The 18636-nt window shown below is 66.4% G+C and carries 18 protein-coding genes; 11 read left to right on the top strand and 7 right to left on the bottom strand.

Annotated elements, in window-relative coordinates:
* The first annotated feature begins 3 nt into the window (after positions 1–3).
* A complete protein-coding gene (locus AC1Q87_RS05005) occupies positions 4–378 on the top strand; it encodes a hypothetical protein (RefSeq protein ID WP_492607865.1) in 375 nt (124 codons plus the stop codon).
* On the opposite strand, the gene AC1Q87_RS05000 is transcribed toward AC1Q87_RS05005, so the two are convergent.
* The 5 genes from AC1Q87_RS05000 to AC1Q87_RS04980 all read right to left on the bottom strand — a co-directional run bounded on the left by AC1Q87_RS05000 (position 375) and on the right by AC1Q87_RS04980 (position 6390).
* Positions 375–1160 (bottom strand): hypothetical protein, encoded by a 786-nt coding sequence (locus AC1Q87_RS05000; protein ID WP_492607864.1) that lies wholly within the window; start codon positions 1158–1160, stop codon positions 375–377. The genes AC1Q87_RS05005 and AC1Q87_RS05000 overlap by 4 nt on opposite strands.
* Positions 1161–1235: 75 nt before the next feature.
* Positions 1236–2108, bottom strand: a complete 873-nt coding sequence (locus AC1Q87_RS04995; protein WP_183769737.1) for an AAA family ATPase — start codon at positions 2106–2108, stop codon at positions 1236–1238.
* A gap of 143 nt (positions 2109–2251) precedes the next feature.
* The gene (locus AC1Q87_RS04990) at positions 2252–2794 is read right to left on the bottom strand and encodes a hypothetical protein (protein ID WP_492607863.1); all 543 of its coding nucleotides are present in this window, start codon (positions 2792–2794) and stop codon (positions 2252–2254) included.
* 48 nt (positions 2795–2842) lie between these two features.
* The gene (locus tag AC1Q87_RS04985; RefSeq protein ID WP_492607862.1) at positions 2843–4591 is read right to left on the bottom strand and encodes a tetratricopeptide repeat protein; all 1749 of its coding nucleotides are present in this window, start codon (positions 4589–4591) and stop codon (positions 2843–2845) included.
* A 2-nt stretch (positions 4592–4593) separates the two neighbouring features.
* The gene (locus AC1Q87_RS04980) at positions 4594–6390 is read right to left on the bottom strand and encodes a tetratricopeptide repeat protein (protein ID WP_492607861.1); all 1797 of its coding nucleotides are present in this window, start codon (positions 6388–6390) and stop codon (positions 4594–4596) included.
* 178 nt (positions 6391–6568) lie between these two features.
* On the opposite strand from AC1Q87_RS04980, the gene flbT reads away from it, so the two are divergent.
* The 10 genes from flbT (at position 6569) to AC1Q87_RS04930 (ending at position 16143) form a co-directional block, all read left to right on the top strand.
* Complete coding sequence (flbT, locus tag AC1Q87_RS04975; RefSeq protein WP_492607860.1) at positions 6569–6994, top strand: flagellar biosynthesis repressor FlbT; 426 nt, start codon at positions 6569–6571, stop codon at positions 6992–6994.
* The gene (gene flaF / locus AC1Q87_RS04970) at positions 6954–7325 is read left to right on the top strand and encodes a flagellar biosynthesis regulator FlaF (RefSeq protein ID WP_492607859.1); all 372 of its coding nucleotides are present in this window, start codon (positions 6954–6956) and stop codon (positions 7323–7325) included. The genes flbT and flaF overlap by 41 nt, the downstream gene beginning before the upstream one ends.
* A 324-nt stretch (positions 7326–7649) precedes the next feature.
* On the top strand, positions 7650–8477 hold the full coding sequence (locus AC1Q87_RS04965; RefSeq protein WP_492607858.1) for a flagellin: 828 nt from the start codon (positions 7650–7652) through the stop codon (positions 8475–8477).
* A gap of 116 nt (positions 8478–8593) precedes the next feature.
* Positions 8594–8869 carry a flagellar protein FlaG gene (locus AC1Q87_RS04960; protein WP_492607857.1) on the top strand — a complete coding sequence of 92 codons (276 nt, stop codon included), beginning with the start codon at positions 8594–8596 and terminating at the stop codon, positions 8867–8869.
* A gap of 192 nt (positions 8870–9061) precedes the next feature.
* Positions 9062–9895 carry a flagellin gene (locus AC1Q87_RS04955; RefSeq protein ID WP_436061640.1) on the top strand — a complete coding sequence of 278 codons (834 nt, stop codon included), beginning with the start codon at positions 9062–9064 and terminating at the stop codon, positions 9893–9895.
* 143 nt (positions 9896–10038) lie between these two features.
* Complete coding sequence (locus AC1Q87_RS04950) at positions 10039–12852, top strand: NHL repeat-containing protein (protein WP_492607856.1); 2814 nt, start codon at positions 10039–10041, stop codon at positions 12850–12852.
* A gap of 47 nt (positions 12853–12899) precedes the next feature.
* Entirely contained in the window at positions 12900–13580 is a 681-nt protein-coding gene (locus AC1Q87_RS04945; RefSeq protein ID WP_492607855.1) for a hypothetical protein, read from the top strand.
* 45 nt (positions 13581–13625) lie between these two features.
* A complete protein-coding gene (locus tag AC1Q87_RS04940; protein WP_492607854.1) occupies positions 13626–14015 on the top strand; it encodes a hypothetical protein in 390 nt (129 codons plus the stop codon).
* A 146-nt stretch (positions 14016–14161) separates the two neighbouring features.
* On the top strand, positions 14162–14686 hold the full coding sequence (locus tag AC1Q87_RS04935; RefSeq protein ID WP_492607853.1) for a single-stranded DNA-binding protein: 525 nt from the start codon (positions 14162–14164) through the stop codon (positions 14684–14686).
* A gap of 137 nt (positions 14687–14823) precedes the next feature.
* Positions 14824–16143, top strand: coding sequence for an amidohydrolase (locus tag AC1Q87_RS04930; protein WP_492607852.1), 1320 nt, complete (start codon positions 14824–14826; stop codon positions 16141–16143).
* Positions 16144–16150: 7 nt separating this feature from the next.
* Here the strand turns inward: AC1Q87_RS04930 and AC1Q87_RS04925 are convergent, their stop codons facing one another.
* Together AC1Q87_RS04925 and AC1Q87_RS04920 are read right to left on the bottom strand one after the other, a co-directional pair.
* Positions 16151–17968: a DUF885 domain-containing protein gene (locus AC1Q87_RS04925; protein WP_492607851.1), complete on the bottom strand. Its 1818-nt coding sequence runs from the start codon at positions 17966–17968 to the stop codon at positions 16151–16153.
* Positions 17969–18046: 78 nt separating this feature from the next.
* Entirely contained in the window at positions 18047–18574 is a 528-nt protein-coding gene (locus AC1Q87_RS04920) for a superoxide dismutase family protein (protein ID WP_492607850.1), read from the bottom strand.
* Between the last annotated feature and the right edge of the window lie 62 nt (positions 18575–18636).

Genomic DNA, 18636 nt, shown 5'->3' with positions numbered 1-18636 from the left:
GACATGACCCTGTCGCGTATCGTGATGCGGCTCGCCCGCAATCCCGGCACCGAGTTCGCCGGCGGCGACGATCACCGAGGCTACGCCCTGACCGCGCCGCTGACGCCGGACGGCCTGCTCGACGCCGACGCCTACGCCAAGGCGCGTTCGGAATGCGTGGTGCGCCGCTTCGCCCCGGACGAGGACGCCGCCGACGGCCGCCTGTCGCGCCGTGGCTCGCGCTGGTTCTTCGACTACGACGACGAGGACACCTCGGACGACGAGCCGGTGCATCGCCTGGGCGAGCATCGCTTCGCGGTCGGCGAGTACGTCACCGTCACCGACGAGGACGGCCGGCCGCTGACCTACAAGGTTGTCGAGGTGCAGGCCGCGGGCTAGACGCCGCCGTTGCGGCGGACGAGCTCCTGGACGTCGTGATAGATCTTGTCGCCGGATTCGGTGTCGAGCTTGGAGCGGACCTTGGCCACGGTCAGCGGGCCGCTCTTCGGCCCGCCGGCCTCGAAGCCGACATAGCGATAGCCGGCCGGCAGATCCTTGCCCGTGTAGATGAAGGTAGCGCGCAATCCGCGCTTCTCGCGCGAGAGCGCTTCGCCCCGCATCCGGACGTCGCGATAGATGTTGACGGTGGTGTCTTCGCCGTCGGCGTCGACACGCAGCGGGCCGATGCGGACATTGGCGCTGTCGCCTGACTCGGACACGTGAACGCCCGGCAGATCGATGCGATTGCTGCCGGCGTCGTCGAGCTTGCCGGAAGACAAGGACATGCCCGCGTCTGCGGCCGCTTCGGCGTGGACACGTGCGACCTCGGCGGCCATGGCCCCGACGTTCGCCTTCATGGCTGCGGCGGTGGCGATCTGCGCGCCGGTCTCGGCCTGGGCGGCCTCGGCCTCGGGGGTCATGGGCCCGGGCGTGCTACGCAGGTCGGCTTCGATCTTGGCGAGCGTCTGTTGTGGCGTGCCGGCGATCGGGGTGAGTTCGAGACTGACCTCTGCGCCGTCGGACGAGCGGTAGGCGCACGACTTGCCGTCGGCGGCGATGCTGATCCGGGTCAGTTCGCCCTCGGTGCTCGGGCAGTCGAGCTTGGCCACCGCGCGCGGCGGTTCGCGGTTGCAGGCCGCGAGCGCCAGCGCCGATGCGACGAGGAGAAGTGCAGCCTTCATACGAAAAACGCTCCGGTCATGTCGTGGTGACGGTGACCGGAGCGCTTTGAAACGTCGAGTGAATTCGCCGTAAGCCTATTGCTGGCCCGGGCGGCTCCCAGCGCCTTCGCGGCGAGCCAGGAAGGCCAGGCGCTCGAACAGGTGGACGTCCTGCTCGTTCTTCAGCAGCGCGCCATGGAGGGGCGGGATCAGCTTGGTCGGATCCTTTTCCTTCAGCGCGTTCTCGTCGATGTCCTCGACCATCAGCAGCTTCAGCCAGTCGAGCAGTTCCGACGTCGACGGTTTCTTCTTCAGGCCCGGCACCTTGCGCATGTCGTAGAAGATGCGCAGCGCCTCGGCGACGAGCTTCTGCTTGATGCCCGGATAGTGGACCTCGACGATCTCGTTCATCGTGTCGGCGTCGGGGAAGCGGATGTAGTGGAAGAAGCAACGGCGCAGGAACGCATCCGGCAGTTCCTTCTCGTTGTTCGAGGTGATGATCACGATCGGACGGACCACGGCCTTGATCGTCTCATTGGTCTCGTAGACGTAGAATTCCATCCGATCGAGCTCCTGCAGGAGGTCGTTCGGGAATTCGATGTCGGCCTTGTCGATCTCGTCGATCAGCAGGATCGGGCGCTTGTCGGAGGTGAAGGCCTCCCAGAGCTTGCCCTTCTTGATGTAGTTGCGGACGTCCTTGACCCGCTCGTCGCCGAGCTGGCTGTCGCGCAGGCGGCTGACCGCGTCGTACTCGTAAAGGCCCTGCTGGGCCTTGGTGGTGGACTTGATGTGCCAAGTGATCAGCTCGGCGTCGAGCGCCTTGGCGATCTCGTAGGCCAGCACGGTCTTGCCGGTGCCCGGTTCGCCCTTGATCAGCAGGGGCCGTTCCAGGGCGACAGCCGCGTTGACGGCGACCTTCAGGTCCTCGGTGGCGACGTAATTGTCGGTGCCTTCAAAACGCTGGCTCATTCGCGCTCCCTGGGACGGGCGAATATGGCGCCCGCTTTCGAACAAATGTTTCAACCTGGGTCCAAACTAAAGACCCAAGCGGGACATTCAAGCTGATTGAGCGGTGTTCCGTAGCCTTTGTCGCAAAAGGTCGCGGAGTTTCCCTAGCGTCGGGTGCGGGTGACCGAAACGGGATCAGACGCGGGAAAGCTGTCCTCAAGTCCGATTTCCAACGCTCTTTCGTCGCTGGCGTCTGATCTGCCGGCCGCTGCATAGCCCATGCGGCGCAGATCCTCGTCGCTCACGGCCTTGGATTGGAAGTTCGTGAAGTCGTCCTCGCCGCCGGCGACGAGGTCGGCGTCGGCGACTTCTTCGAGACCGTCGATCGAATCGGAATCGACTTCGTCATCGTCGAACCCGTCGTCGTCTTCTTCGTCGAAATCGTCTGCGGACGCCCGATAGTCGAGTTCATCGTCCTCCTCGAGGCTCTCGTCGTCGAACTCGTCTTCGTCGAAATCGACCGCATCCATGGAGCGGCCTTCATCGTCATCGCGATCGCCATAGGCGCGAGTGGCGTCGAACAGATCGGGCATCTCTTCGAAGGTGCGCATCTCGCCGACCTGCTCGCGATCGTCGAGGTTGGCTTCGTCGAACGTTTCGGCGTTGTCCTGGTCGTCGTAGCCGTCGTCTTCTCGCAGACCCGGCATGATCGATCTCCTGACTCCAAGCGCCCCCGGCGGACGCGCGTCGTCGGATCAACCCGCCGCGACGGCTCGCGTTCCACCGTTTGCAGCCTCGGCGAGGTCGGCCGCGATCCTGGCCATGACCGAGGTCCAGGCGCCGGGGTTCTCGGGCGAGTAGGCGCGAACCTGACTGTACCAGGGGTAGTGGTCGGTCCCGAGCCGGGTCCAGGCGGACTCCACAGCTATCAGCCAGGCCGGCGCGCCGCTGGCGGCCGCCAGGTTGAAGGTGGCGTTGGAGAAGCCGACGACCAGATCGAGCGCCGCCGAAAGCGCGGCGACGTCGTCGAGGTCGTTGCGCAGGTCGATGCCGGTCGGCTGGTGCATCTCGACCCCGAACGCCTCTCGCGCATGGGCGATGGCTTGAGACTGGTCTCCGTACTGCAGGTTGACGAAGGTCACGCCCGGCGTCTGCAACACGGCCCGCCAGTCGTCGAAGGGCGCGAAGTAGAGGTGGCGGCTGGAGTCGATGACCAGGCTGGTCCAGAGCACCCCGACTTTGAGGCCTGGGAGAGTCGCCAGATTCTCGCGCCAATGCTGCGCGCGTGCGGGATCAGGCTTCATGTAGCCCGACGGGCGGGCCGGGAATTGTGAGAGCGCGGCGCGATGCGTCTTGAGCATCGCCCCCAGCGGCGCCCAGAAGTCGATCTCGTCCCAGTCCTTGATGAACGGGGCGCCCCGGAAGGCGCGGCCATCGCTCTTCAAGGTGGCGTGCGGGCCGAAGCGGACGTTTGGGTAGGTGCGTTGGAACAGGGGTAGCAACCGGTCGGTCACGGCCACCGTCAGCCGGCCCTCGGGGCCCAGTTCGGCAAGGACGTCGTCGAGCATGTTGGCGAAGAGGACCTCGTCGCCGAGTCCTTGCTCGCCGTAGAGCATCAGATGGCGGCCCGCGATGTCCGTGCCTGGCGTCCATCGAGGCCGGTCCACGACGAAGTGGATTGGCTCGGCGTAGGTCGGCTCGAGCCGCGCATCATAGTACTGCCAGCCCTCGGTCAACTCGCTGCGCGCCAGCAACATCGTCGAGAGCGCGAACCGCATCATCGAGGTGTCCTGCGGGACGTCGGACAGTTCGATGGCCCGGCGGCAGTGGCTCAGCGCTTCCTCGTGCCGGCGCTTGGTGAAGAGGATGTTGGAGAGGTTGTAGTGGGCCTTGGCGTAGTCCGGCTCAAGGCGCAGGGCCTCGCTGTAGAAGATCTCGGCCTGATCGATATCGCCCTTGTCGCCGACGATGGTGCCGAGGGTCAGCCACAGCATGGCCGATTCCGGCTCGGCCATCAGCGCCACGCGCAGGATCTCGATGGCTTCCTCGAAGCGCATCTGGCGCCGGAGCAGGGCGCCTAGGTTGTTCGACGGCTCGCGCGCGCCCAGCTTGAAGCTGAGGCAATGACGGAACAGCACCTCGGCCTGAGGCAGCATGTCCATCTTGAAGGCGAGCCGGCCCAGGTCGTGGGCGATGTCTGGATCGGCCGGCGACAGCGCCAGGGCGCGTTCATAAGCGTCGAGCGCCGGCGCCCGCTGGTTGAGCTTGTCGCGACCGATGCCGAGCAGGTGCCAGCCGAGCACCAGGTTCGGGTCGTGGACCAACGCCTCCTCGGCGGCCGTGCACGCTTCGGCGAAGCGGTCGCGGTTCGCATGCTCCAGAGCGACCCGCAACGACTTCAGGGCCTCGCGCGTGGCCGTGGCCGAGGCGATCTCTGCGCTCAGGCGGGCGAGCTTTTCCGGGGCGGCGGCGTCGCCGACGGGACCTGCATCAATGATCGCCATGGCTAAGCTCCCGCAGGGGCGACGGGGGCGGGGGCAGAGGCTTCGAAGTGATCGGCTAGAGCCGCTGCGAGATCCCCCATGAGCGAATCCCAGTCGCAGGTGGTTTCGGGCCAGAAGGTCCGCACTTGGCTGTACCAAGGATAGTTCTCGGCCCCGAGGCGCGACCACGCGTCGCTCGAGGTCAGCAGCCATGCCGGCGCGCCGCATGCCGCCGCCAGATTGAAGGAGGCGTTGGAGAAGCCGATCGTCAGGTCCAGCGCGCAGGCCAGGGCCGCGACGTCGTCCAAGTCGTTCTTCAGGTCGATGCCTGGTGGTTGCAGAATCTCGACGCCAAAGTCGTGCTTGGCGCGGGCGATGCTTTCGCTCTGGTCGCCATACTGGAGATTGACGAAGCTGACGCCCGGCGTCCTGAGCACCGGCTCCCAGGCCTCGAAGGGGGCGAAGTAGCGATAGCGCGCCGTATCGATCAGCATGCTGGTCCAGAGCAGGCCGACGCGGGGGCCGGGCGACTCGGCCAGCACCCCACGCCAATGACGCACCCGCTCCGGATCGGCCGTCATGAAGCCGGCAGGACGATCGGGAAAGGCGTCTACGCTGCGACGGAACTGCCGGGTCGCTTCGCCCAGCGGCGCCCAGAGATCGATCTCGGCCCAGTCCTCAACGAACTGGGCGCTGCGGATGTTGCTTCCGAGGTGCTTGACCGTGACGTGTGAGCCAATGCTGGCGCGCGGATAGGATCGCTTGAACAGCGGCGCGAGGCGATCCGTGATCGCCAGGCTCAGCCGCCCGCCTGGTCCGAGGGCGGCCAGGACATCGTCGAGGGGGTTGGCGAGCAGTATCTCGTCGCCAAGGCCTTGTTCGCCGAACAGCAACAGATGGCGCCCGGCGATATCAACGCCGGGCTCCCATCGCGGCCGGGTCGTGAGGAAGCGGATCGAGTCGCGATAGGTTGGCTCAAGCCGCGCGGTGTAGGTGTCCCAGCCCTCGGCCAGTTCGCCCATCGCCAGCAGCATGGTCCCAAGCGCAAAGCGCATGCCGGTGATGTCTTCCGCCGATTGCGAATCGGCGATCGCCCGGCGGCATTCGGCGATCGCTTCATCGCGCTGTCCCAGGGCGAAGAGCGTGTTGGCGAGGTTGTAGCGGGTACGGCCGTCATCCGGATTGAGGCGCACCGCCTCAGCGTAGAACACGTTGGCCTGCTCCATCTCGCCGCGCTCTTCAAGGACCACCCCAAGGGCGTTCCAGAGCATGACCCGGTCGGGATGGGCTTGGATGGCGGGCTTCAGGACCTCGATCGCCTCGTCGTAGCGCAGTTGCTCGCGCAGGACATTGGCGAGGTTGTTGCTGCTCTCCGCCGAGAAGGGCCGGAACGACAGGTAGTGTCGGAACAACGCCTCGGCCTGGGGATACATCTCCATCTTGGAGGCGAGGCGGCCTAAGTCGTTTGTGATCGGCGGATTGGTCGGGTCCAGCGCCAGGCCGCGTTCGTAGGCCTGGAGGGCCGCGGGCCAGTCGCCCAGGTGCTCGTAGGAAATTGCGAGCAGGTGCCAAGCGTGAACGAGATTCGGATTGCGATCGACGGCCTTCTGCGCGGCGACGCGGGCCCGGGCGTAGTCCTTCGCGGCGATGAGCCCGAGGGCCTGCTTTAGATGCGTCAAAGCAGCGTGAGCGGCCTTGAGCGTACCGAGTTCGTTTTGCAGCCGGCCGACCGCCTCGCTCGATGCTGAGTCGCCAGCCAATCCGCCGTACGGTTTTGAAGCAGGGCGAGGCGTGGCGCCTGGGTCCGAAGTCACACTCATTACGCCGTCCCAGCATCCCGCATGCCGCGATCTTGAAAAATCATGCTTAACGGTCTGCTAATGTCCTGGGGCGAAAGGGGCGTCGCAAGGTCCGGTTAACCCCTCGCATCTAGCCTTGCCCAATCGGACTGCTGAGTGCAGGCGGGTTGGGCGACGTGCCTCTATTGGAGACTGAGGAATGCCGCTTAAGCTGTCCCTGAAGCCCGGCGAGAAATTCGTTCTCAACGGCGCGGTGGTGCAGAACGGCGATCGCCGTACGACCCTGGTCCTGCAGAACAAGGCGTCGGTCCTTCGCGAGAAGGACATCATGCAGCCCGAGGACGCCGCCACGCCGGCCCGTCGCATCTACTTCCCGATGATGATGATGTACCTCGATGACGGTGCAGCGAACCGCTACTACGACGAGTTCGCCCAACGCCTAACCGAGTTCATGGGGGTCATCCGCAATCCGGAAGTGCTGGCGGAATGCGTCGCCATCTCAAAACACGCCATGGCGCGCGAGTACTACAAGGCGCTCATGCTGTGCCGGAAGTTGATCGAGTACGAAGACGAGAGGTTGGGGAATGTCGCTTCGAGCTTACCAGCAGGCGGCGAGCCGGGCTGAGGCCCCTAAGGACGCCGAGTACCGGCTGTTCGGCCAGGTGACGCGGGCGCTGATCGTGGCGTCCGAGGCCCCGGTCACGGACTTCGCGGCGCGGATCGACGCCATCGACTGGAATCGTCGGCTCTGGTCGACGCTGGCGCGCGACTGCTCCGAGCCTGACAACAAGCTGCCGCCGCAGATCCGCGCGGGCATCATTTCGCTCAGTCTGTTCGTCGGGCGTCACTCCAGCGAGGTGATGCGCGGTGAGGACAACTTCGACACGCTCATCGAAATCAACAAGATGATGATGCAGGCGCTGTCCCAGCGCGCCGACGCGCCAGCCGCGGCCTGACCCCAGCCAGCAGGTTAACCTTTGACGTGTTTCCAGCGCCGGCCCTCGTGGCCGGCGCTTTGCGTTTGGCGCCCCTCGGTCTCGATGGGCGGTATCTGCCGATCGGCAAATATTGCCGGCTTGACCGGGCAATAATTGCCGGCCCGGCGCTGTTTGGAGCCCTCAGGGTGTGGTTTACCCCGGGTAAATGCAAAAAGTGCCATATTATCAATAGGTTGTGGTGGGACTGCTGTGGCCCCGCACTTGCTTCGTGTGGGGCGGGCAAAATGCCTCCGGCAGTCAAAACGACGCCGGTCTCCGAGAAAAGGAACCACGCGTATGGCCATGAATTCGGTTAATACCAACCAGGGCGCGATGATCGCCCTGCAGAACCTCAACACCACCAACAAAGAGCTCGGCGTCGTCCAAAACCGGATCAACACCGGTCAGAAGATTTCGTCGGCCAAGGACAACGGCGCCATCTGGGCCATCGCCCAGAACCAGCGCGCCGAATCTGCCTCGCTCAACTCCGTCGTCTCGTCGCTGCAACGCGGCCAGTCGGTGGCCGACGTCGCCATGTCGGCCGGCACCGCCATCTCGGACATTCTCGTCCAGATGAAGGAAAAGGTCCTGGCGGCGACTGAAGCGGGTCTGTCGACCGCCTCCAAGCAGGCGCTGAGCGACGAGTACACGGCGCTGCGCGATCAGATCGACACGATCGCGAACAACGCCACCTTCGACGGCGTCAACCTGATCTCGAGGACTTCGCTCAACAGCTCGAGCATCAAGTCGATCGCCAACGCCGACGCCACCGCGACCATCGACATCGCCCACGTGGACCTGTCGAAGTCGAACGCCAAGATCGCCGCGACGCTGTCCTCGCTGACCGGCACCGTGGGTTCGGCGGACGTGAAGGAAGTCGAAGACGCCATCCAGGACGTCTCGTCGGCCCTCTCGAAGCTCGGCACGGGCGCCAAGGCGCTCGACACCCACATGACCAACGTCATGAAGCTCCAGGACACCCTGGACGCCGGTGTCGGCAACCTGGTCGACGCCGACCTGGCGAAGGAAAGCGCGCGGCTGCAAGCGCTGCAGACCAAGCAACAGCTTGGCGTGCAGGCCCTCAGCATCGCCAACCAGTCGTCGAGCACTCTGCTCGGCCTGTTCCGATAAGGCCAAAGGGGCGTGGCTTCGGCCGCGCCCTGCGTCGGCGGCGGGGAGGGCGACCTCTCCGCCATCAGCGCTCAGATGGGGTCGTCGGACGGCGCAAGCCTCGGGCGAATGGAACCATGGAGAGCAAGCTCTCAGTCGTGGCGGCGCTTCCGGATATCGAGCCCGCCCAGATCACCGCCAAGCCGGCTGTCGCGCCGGCGCCCGTTGCGCCGCCGTCGGCGGAGCCGGATCTGCGGTTGGTGATCGAAGAAGGCCAGGCGGGCAGCTTCGTCTACAAGACCATCGATCGCCGCACCGGCGAGGTGGTGCTGCAACTGCCGCGTGAAGAGGTGCTGCGTATGCGTGACGCCGAGGCCTATGTGGCCGGAACGGTGATCGCGACTCAGGCCTGAGTTTCGCCAAGTCCGCGTCGCGGGCTCTGAGGCGCCCCATCCACAGGGCGCAACCGCAGCCCGGGCAAGGGGTCTGCGGCTATTGGCGCATCGCCGTTAATCTTTCGGAAACCATACGCTTCCTAGCGTTAACCATAGTTTCGGCGTGCGAGTCGCGCGTCATTCATGGGTTCTCTGAAGGAGATTGGCGCCATGGCGATGAGCGTGAATACGAACAAGTCGGCGCTGATCGCGCTCCAGAACCTCAACACCACCAACGAAAAGTTGGAGCAGGTTCAGAACAAGATCAACACCGGCCTGCGGGTCTCGAGCGCCAAGGACAACGCGGCGGTCTACGCGATCGCGCAGAAGCAGCGGGCCGACTTCAGCTCGCTAGGCGCGGTGAAGATGAGCCTCGACCGCGCCACCTCCATCACCGACGTCGCGCTGAGCGCCGGCCAGCAGATCAGCGACATCCTCGTCCAGATGCGAGAAAAGGTCGTCGGCGCGGCCGAAGACTCGGCCTCGCCGTCGACCCGCAAGGCGTTCGACGACGAGTACCAGACGCTGCTGCAGGCGATCAGCCAGTTCTCGTCGTCGGCCGAGTTCGACGGCGTTTCGGTGCTCAACGGCTCACTCACCGCCAACCTCAACTTCCTGGCGAACTCGGACGGCGACAGCTACATCGCCCTGACGCCGCAAGATTTCACGATCTCCGGCTCGATCATCAATCTGGACGGAACGGCGCTGACCGGCACGACCAGTTCCACCAAGTCGGTGCTCGCCTCGCTCGACCTGGCGATCGGCAAGGTCACGGCGGCGCTGGCCGAGATGGGCGCCCAGGCCAAGCAGATCGAAAAGCACGTCACCTTCGTCTCGAAGCTGCAGGACGTGCTGGAGACCGGGATCGGCAATCTGGTCGACGCCGACATCGCCAAGGAAAGCGCGCGCCTGCAGGCCTTGCAGGTCCAGCAGCAGCTCGGCGCGCAGGCGCTCTCGATCGCCAACTCGCAGCCGCAGGTCATCCTGCAGCTGTTCAAGGGCTGACGCCCCTCTGAGGAGAGCGTACCCGGCCCCGGAGCCTCTAGGTTCCGGGGCCTTTTATTTGTCCTGGCGACCGCCGCCTTAACACCTCGTCAGCCCTTGTGGCGCAATCTGCGGTTGGGAAATTGCGTGAGTCGGTGGCCTAGGTGATCAGCCTCGATACCAATCTGCTGCTGGGATACTACCAGGCCAAGAACGGCCTGAGCGCCGCTGCGGGTGGAACCTCGACCGCTGTCGCCTCGTCGGTGAAGAAGGCGCCGACCCCGCCCTGGAGCACTTTGTCTGCGGCCCCGAAGGCCGACGAGATGCTCAAGAGCGTTATGATGGGCCGCAAGTTCATCGACGAGTATCAGACCCAACTCGACGTGAAGGGGGCCAGCGAGGATTACCGCCAGCTCTTCGCGATCCACCAGGGCCTGTCGACGCTCGAGGCGCTCGCGAAGAAGGCTGACAGCAAGGACACCAGCGCCGCCGAGCTGAAGCGGATTCAGGCCGCCTTCACGCGCGGCATGTCCGAAGTGTCCGGCTACATCGACGACGCGAATTTCGAGAAGCTGCGCCTGACCTACGGCGACGTCGCCGACAAGGCCAAGACGGCGGTCGGCGTGCCGAAGACCGTGCCGAAGTACATGACCTCGCCCTTGCACCAGGGGACGGCGACCGAAGCGGTTGACGCGTTCCAGGGCGACATGAAGTTCAGCGTCAAGATCCGGCTGCCGAACAAGGTCGAGACGACGATCGATTTCGACCTCGCCGAGATGGGTTCCACGACCCGCTCGATGAACGAGGTGGTCAAGTACATCAACACCAAGCTCAGCTCCGCCGGCTTCAGTACGCGCTTTGCGGTCGAGAAGATCGCCGGCGCCGAGAAGACCACAGAGGTTAATGGCCGGACGATCAAGCTGGGCACCGAACCCGACAAGTTCGCCTTGAAGATCCAGGGCGACACCACTGAAATCCTGACGTTTTCGGCGCCGGCATCCTCGCCGGCGGTCTACATCACCCAGACGGCCGGCGACCCGAACCCCGCCAAGACGACGAAGGTCGAGAACGGCAAGGTCGTGACGGTCACGCCCGATCCAAAACTGACCGAAGAACTGATCAAGTTCGAGACGGGGACGACCTCGGACGCGGTGCGCCGCCCCGGCGATGTGAACTGGGTCGAGGGCCGCGTCTTCAACGTCGCGCTGCCGGAGGGCGTGGAAAAGGTCCACAAGACCGTCACTGGACCGGACGGCTCGCTCTATCTGCTGGCGGACGTCAACGACACCGTCGACGGTCAGACGATCAAGGGCGCCGGCGACGTCGCGCTGATGAAATTCGATTCGGCCGGCAAGCTCGTCTACACGCGCACGCTCGGCGCATCGGCGGATGCGACGGGCCTGGGGCTCGCGGTCGGTCCGGACGGCCAGATCGCGGTGTCCGGCTCGGTCACCGGCGGCTTCGCCGCCAGCGGCGTGCCGATCGGCACCGGGACGCTTGAAACTGTTCCTAAGGTCGTGAAGGCCGACAACGGCGTCGACGAGACCAAGCCCGACAGCTTCGTGGCCGTGTTCAGCGCGGCCGGCGACGAGATGTGGTCGCAGCGGATGGGCGCGCGCGATGACGACGAGGCGACGAGCGTCGCCTTCGGCGCTGATGGTTCGCTCTACGTGCTCGGCCGCACCAAGGGCGCGATGCCGGGGCAGACGTCGAGCGGCAACTGGGACAACTATCTGCGCGCCTTCGACGCCGAGGGCCGGCTGAAGTCGACGACCCAGTTCGGCACTTCTGGAGAGGACAAGCCTGCCGGCCTGGTCGTCGACGGGACCAACGTCGTCGTCGCCTCGATCGAGGGCGGCGAAGTGAAGCTGCGCCGCTACGACATGACCGATCCGAAGGTCCCGACGCTGTCGGCGACGCGCAGTCTCGGCACGCTCGGCGGCGGTTCGATCGCAGGCGTCACCATGGACGGCGGCAATATCGTGATCGCCGGCTCGACCGGAGCGACCCTCGGCGTCGCGAACACGACGCGGCCTTCGTCGGGCAGCGTAGACGCGTTTGCGGCGCGGATTTCGATGGACCTGTCAGGGGGCGCTGACGCCATCGCCTACTACGGCGGCAGCGGCGACGACCGCGCGACGGCCATGACCGTCGCCGACGGCAAGGTCTGGCTCACCGGCACGACCAAGACCGACCTGCCGGGCATGGACAACGCCGTCGGCAAGGTCGACGGCTTCGCGGTCGGGCTCGATATCGGCACCGGCGTTGTCGCCTGGTCGCAGCGCTTCACGGGGTCCGAGAAGATGACGACCCCGACGTCGATCGCCGTCGACCCGGCGGGCGCCAGCGCTCTAGACCGGCTGGGACTGCCCAGCGGCAAGGTCGCGTATTCGGATTCCCAACTGGTCACGTCTGCGACGTCGGCCCGGCCGGGCGACACGTTCCAGATCCGCCGACGCATCGGCGGTCCGGCTGTGACGATCACCATCGAGGCGAACGATACGCTCGAGACCTTGGCCAAGAAGATCCAGCGGGCCACCTCGTTCGGGGTGAAGGCCGAAGTCGTCTCCGACGGCGACGTGCGCAAGCTGCAGATCCGCCCGCAGAACAGCCGGTCCAGCGTGGAGATCCTGGGCGGGAAGGGCGGGCTCGACGCGCTTGAGGCGCTGGGCCTGCACGAGGGCTTCGTCCGCAGCACGGTGATGAAGGACGACAAGGCGGCGCCGGGCGACGGCGGTTCGGCCATGTACGGCCTGAAGATGGCGCGCGACCTGTCGCTGTCGACCAAGGAAGACATCAAGGCGGCCATCGACAAGCTGACCATGGCGATGTCGGTGCTGCGCGGAGCCTATCGCGACCTGGAACAAGGCATGAAGCCGGCCAGCGAGACGAAGAAGGCGACCGGCGAGGTGCCCGCCTATCTGAAGAACCAGCTGGCCAACTATCAGGCAGGCCTGAACCGTCTGACCGGCGGCTGACCAGACGCGCGCTTGAAACCGTCACACGCACGGTCTAGCGAGGGCGCATGGAATTCCTGAAAGATCGGCGCACGCTTCTGGCCCTCGTCGGCGGCGCGCTCGCCTTGTTGGCCGGCGTGATCATCGCGAGCGTCATGGTCAACAAGGGCAAGGGCGAGAAGCCCGCGCCGCCGCCTGCCTCGCAGGGCGGGCTGGTCGTCGAGACGGGCGCGCCGGACGACGGTCGTCTGGATCCTGCCAAGCCGCTGCGTTGCTTCGTGGCCGGGCAGTATGTCGGCGAAATGACCCTCGCCGAATGCGCCAAGCGCAACGGCGTGGCGACCGGCGCGCTCGACGTCGGTGTCGATGAGGCCGGCAATCTGGCCGCCGCCGATCAGGCCGGCACGATGCTGACGCCGTTGCCGCCACAGCCCGAGGCCGTAACCCCGCTCAATCCCGCGCCGACCGCCCCGACCCAGGCGCCGGCCGCATCCAGCGCGCCCGCTGGCAGCTGCTGGCGCTACGTCGACGGCGGCTGGCGCAAGCTGCCCAACGAGCTGACCCTCAACGCCTGCGTTCAGACGCTGTTCGCCGGCCGCTGCGAGCGGCCGGGCGGAGCGACCTATGGCCGCTGGATGCAGCAGACGCTGCGTCTGGTGCCGGGCAAGGTCGAAGTGTCGGGCGACAATCGTAGCTTCCGTCCGCTGGCCGAACAGGCGCAGAACTGCTCGATCTCTTCCATCGGCTAGGGATTCGCCCTGCCGCCGCCGTAATCGCGACCATAGGCTGATCCCATGCTGCTCCGCTTCGCCCTCGTCGCTGGCCTTTCCATCGTCGCGCTGGCCGCTTGCTCCAAGCGCACCTTGCCGCCCGGCGGAGAGGGGATCTGCTGGAACGTCACCCGCACGGCGGACGGCGAACTGAAGTATCATAAGCTGAAGACGGACGTTCCGACGCTCGAACACTGCGCCGCCGAGCTCGAGAGCATGCGGGTTCGCTTCCTGCGCATGGGCGGCTCGGTCCGTGAGATCACCGGCGCCTACAAGGGCAGCTTCATCTTCATCGACCGTCGCGGGATCTTCACCGCCCCTTCGCTGGAAGAGCACCCCTATCTGGCCCTGGTGCGCACCGGGGACGGACGCCTGGCGATCCCCGGCGCGATGCCGCAGCAGCCCGAGCAGTAGGCCGACGCCCGCGACCAAATCGCTGTGGACTAAGCGTTAACGTCGTGAACAGATAGCGAACATCGGCGTTGATCCATGCGAGCGGGTCGTCTAGCGTCGCGCGCTTGGGCGAAAGCCCGCAAGCACGGAAAGCAAGGGACAAGCTCATGGCGGGCAGCGTCAACAAGGTCATTCTGGTCGGCAATCTCGGCGCCGACCCTGAGATTCGTAGCCTGAACTCGGGCGATCGGGTCGCCAACCTGCGCATCGCGACCTCGGAAACGTGGCGCGATCGGAGCTCGGGCGAGCGCAAGGAAAAGACCGAGTGGCACCGCGTGGTGATCTTCAACGACAACCTCGTGAAGGTCGCCGAGCAGTACCTGCGCAAGGGCTCGAAGGTTTACATCGAGGGCGCGATCCAGACCCGCAAGTGGACCGACCAATCGGGCCAGGAAAAGTACTCGACGGAGATCGTCCTGCAGAAGTTCCGCGGTGAACTGACCATGCTCGACGGCCGCAACGACAACGCGGGCGGCGGCGGCGGCGATTACGGCGGCGACTATGGCGGGGGCAGCGGCGGTGGCGGCGGCTATGGCGGTGGCGGCGGCGGCTTCGGCGGCGGTTCGCGCAACCAGAGCTCGGGTCCGCGGGAAGACTTCTCGGCCGACCTCGACGACGAAATCCCGTTCTAGGCGCTGGGCCGTCAGAACAAGGGCCGGCCGTAGCGCCGGCCCTTTTTGATTCCGGCTGTGATTGGCCTTTGCGGGGCGGCCAAGCTAGACCTGCGCTCGTCCAATATTCGCGCGTCTACGGTTCTCGGGGGCTTTCCATGAAGATGCTGACTTGCGTCGCTTCGGCGGCGGTTCTCGCCCTGGCGGCTGCGCCGGCCATGGCCGCTACGCTCGACGTGCCGGCGGCCAAGGCGCAGGTGACGCAATCCCTGGATCGCGACTACGCCCAGCTCGACGCGATCTACAAGGATCTCCACGCTCACCCGGAGCTTGGCTTCCGGGAGACGCGCACCGCCGCAAAGCTGGCGGCCGAGATGCGCGCTCTCGACCTGGAGGTCACTGAAGGCGTCGGCGGCACCGGCGTCGTCGCCATCCTCAAGAACGGCCCCGGTCCGACGGTTCTGGTCCGCACTGAACTCGACGCCCTGCCGATGGAGGAGAAGAGCGGGCTGCCCTACGCCAGCCGCGCGCAGGCGACGTGGAACGGCAAGGAGACCTTCGTCGCCCATTCCTGCGGCCACGACGTGCACATGGCCGCCTGGATCGGTACGGCGCGCGCTCTGATCGCCGCCAAGGCGCGTTGGAGCGGCACGGTGATGTTCGTCGCCCAACCGTCGGAGGAGACCGTCAACGGCGCCAAGGCGATGCTGGACGACGGCTTCATCAAGCGCTTCGGCAAGGCCGACTACGGTTTTGCGCTACACGTCGGCCCGGGGCTCGCCGGGCAGGTCTACTACAAGCCCGGCGCGGTCAGCTCGACCTCCGACAGCCTGGACGTGGTGTTCGCCGGACGCGGCGGGCACGGCTCGATGCCGGCGGCCACGATCGATCCGGTGATGATGGGCGCGCGGTTCGTGGTCGACGTGCAGAGCGTGATCAGCCGCGAGAAGGATCCGGCGGCGTTCGGCGTCGTGACCATCGGCTCGTTCCAGTCCGGCAGCGCCGGCAACATCATTCCCGACAGCGCGCAGCTGCGTGGCACCATCCGCACCCAGGACGGCGCAGTGCGCGACAAGATTCTTGCCGGTGTCGAGCGGACCGCCAAGGCCGTGGCCGACATGGCCGGCGCGCCGGCTCCGACTGTGAAGATCGTCCCGGGGGGCAAGGCGGTGATCAACGACGCTGCGCTGACCGAACGGACGGCCAAGGTCTTCCAGGCGGCCTTTGGCGCCAACGCCGTGGTCCAGCCGCAGGCGGGGTCCGCCAGCGAGGACTATTCGGAGTTCATCATCGCCGGTACGCCGTCGGTCTATTTCGGCATCGGCGGCTACGACGCCAAGACGCTCGCCGACGCTCAGAAGAGCGGGGCCGCCCTGCCGGTCAACCACTCGCCGTTCTTCGCGCCGGCCGCTGAGGCGTCGATCCGCACCGGGGTCATGGCGATGAGCCTGGCGGTGATGAACGTCACGGCGAAGTAGGGGGCCTTCAGGCGACGCGGCCGCCGCTGCGCGCCCAGCCGTCGAGATGGGCGCTGAGCACCGATAGCGGCATGGCGCCATAGAGCAGGCCCGCGTCGTGGAAGGCGCGGATGTCGAAGGCGTCGCCCAGGCGCGCCTTGGCCGCGTAGCGCGCCTGTACCCAGACCTGGTGGCCGAGCATGTAGCTCGACGCCTGACCGGGCTGGACGCAGTAGCGCTCGATCTCGCGGGTTATGCTGGTCTCCTTGTCGCCGAGCGTATCGACCATGTAGGCGATCGCCTGTTCGCGGCTCCAGCGCTTGTGGTGCAGGCCGGAGTCGACCACGAGACGCGCCGCTCGGAACAGCAGCGAGGCGAGGTAGCCGAGCCGGCCCAGCGGATTGTCCTGGAAGGCGCCCATTTCGTCGGAGAGCTGCTCGGCATAGAGCGCCCAGCCTTCGGAGTAGCCTGAGAACAGCGGCATGCGCCGCATCAGCGGCAGGCCCTTGGCCTCCATGGCGAGCGCGATCTGCAAATGGTGGCCTGGCAGCACCTCGTGGTGGACGAGGGTCGGCAGGTCCAGGCGCGGCTGCTCGGCGGTATCGCGCAGGTTGATGTAGAAGATGCCGGGACGCGAGCCGTCGACCGAGCCTGGCTGGTACGAACCGCCAGGCGCTCCGGCCTCGATCGTCGTCGGGACGCGGGCGATCTCGACGGGCGCCCGGGGCAGGGCGCCGAAGTATGCCGGCAGCCGCTTGCGCATCGCCTCGGCCATCCCGTTCATGTCGGACAGCAGCTGGGCGCGGCCGGTGTCAGTGTTCGGATAGATCTGGTCGGGGCGGCGGCGCAGAGCGGAGATTCGCTGGCCGACCGAGCCCTGGCTTAGACCCTGTGCCTTGAGAATCTCGTCCGCCCTCGCGGTCAACTCGGCGACGCGTTCAAGTCCGAGGCGGTGGATCTCGTCGCCGCTCATGTCGGTCGTCGTGAACGACCGGACGGCGAAGCGATAATAGGCCTCGCCCTGAGGCAGCCGCCAGCAGCCAGCGTCGTGCGAAGCCGTGGGCAACGCCTGCTGCAACAGGTCCTGCTGTCGGCGCAGCGCCGGGTAGACGGACGTCTCGACGATCTTGGCCGCGCGTGTTTGCCAGTCTCCGTCCAGGCGTTTCTCGGTCGTGCGGCGGGTGAGGTTGGTCACGAGTTCCGACGCCGCGGCGGCTGGGGCCAGCATGGCCGCGAGCTGACCGGACGTGGAGCGCAGGATGAAGTCTGGCGGTGTCGCGCCCAGGGCGAAATCGGCGCGGACGCGCTCGGTTTCCTGATCGAGAGAAGGGCCGAAGGCGGCCAGCCGGTCGAGATAGGCCTCCCCGTCGTCCTTGGTGGCGATCGTGTGCTGCGTCCCGAGGAAGCCCGGAATGCTGCGGTAGTTCCCGCTGAGCTGTGAGACGATGTAGGGGATCGCGCCGCCGACGCCGGGGTCGCCATAGGGGAAGCCGTAGCCCTGCAACGTGACGTCGGCGAGGTAGGCGGCGGTCTGGTAGTTGAGCAGGTCGCCGCCTCGCAGCGTCGCGGGATCGAACGGCCGCAGGTCGGCCGTCATCTGCTCGAACAAGGCCTTCATCTTCGCCGGGCCGGCGTTGGAGCGATCGTCGAGCCGGTGCTTGGCGGCGGCGTTCGACCCGGTGTCGAGGCCGGTCAGCGTCATCAATTGCGGCGAGGCGGCGAGCGCGGCCTGCATCGCCTGGTCCATCAACGCCGTGAGCCGGCGGCCGTCGGCGCTCTGCGCGGCGACGGGCGAGGCGGCCAGGGAGGCGGCCCCAGCGAGCAGGAGGTCTCGACGGCTCAGCATGAGGCGGTTCCAGGGGAAAAGGGGACGTTCGCCGCCGCGGTACGGCCCGCGGCGGCGCAGTCAGGGTGCGGCGGGCGCTTAGCCGCCGGCGATGACGCCGCAGGCGATGCGTGCGCCGGCGCCGCCGATCGGCTGGGTGGCGTGGTCGTCGGCGTTGGCGTGGACAACGATGGCCGAGCCATCCTTGTCCGTCAGGTCCTGTCGGCCATCGACGCCGCCCAGCGACACGAAGGTGGTGAAGATCTCGGCGTTCGCCGTGCCGTCGGCGGCGACGAAGACGTTCGGCAGATCGCCGGCTTCGTTGGCGTCGGGGTTCAGCAGACCGTGCACCATGGTCGGGCCGCCGTGCACGTGGCCGCCGGCCGACGTGAAGTCAGACTTCGAGCAGTCGCCCTTCTCATGGAAGTGGAGTCCGTGCCAGCCCGGAGCGACCCCCTTCAGCTCGACGCGCATCAGCACGCCCTTCGGAGCATTGGTCAGGGTGGCCGAGCCCACCGCGGCGCCTGCCGAATTCTTCAGTTCGATCCGTTGGTTGGCCGGCGCATCTGCGGCGATCGCCGTCCCGGCGAAAAGGGTGGCGGCGAGGGCTGCGAGGGCATATTTCATGAGATCTAGCACCTGGGTTCGAAACTGTACGGACATTTGGCCTTACGGCCTCCGGGATGGTA

It is taken from the genome of Phenylobacterium sp. GW823-FHT02A09, from assembly GCF_058797775.1.
The sequence above is the reverse complement of the archived record's forward strand: the minus strand, read 5'-3'. Positions and strand labels throughout refer to the sequence as shown.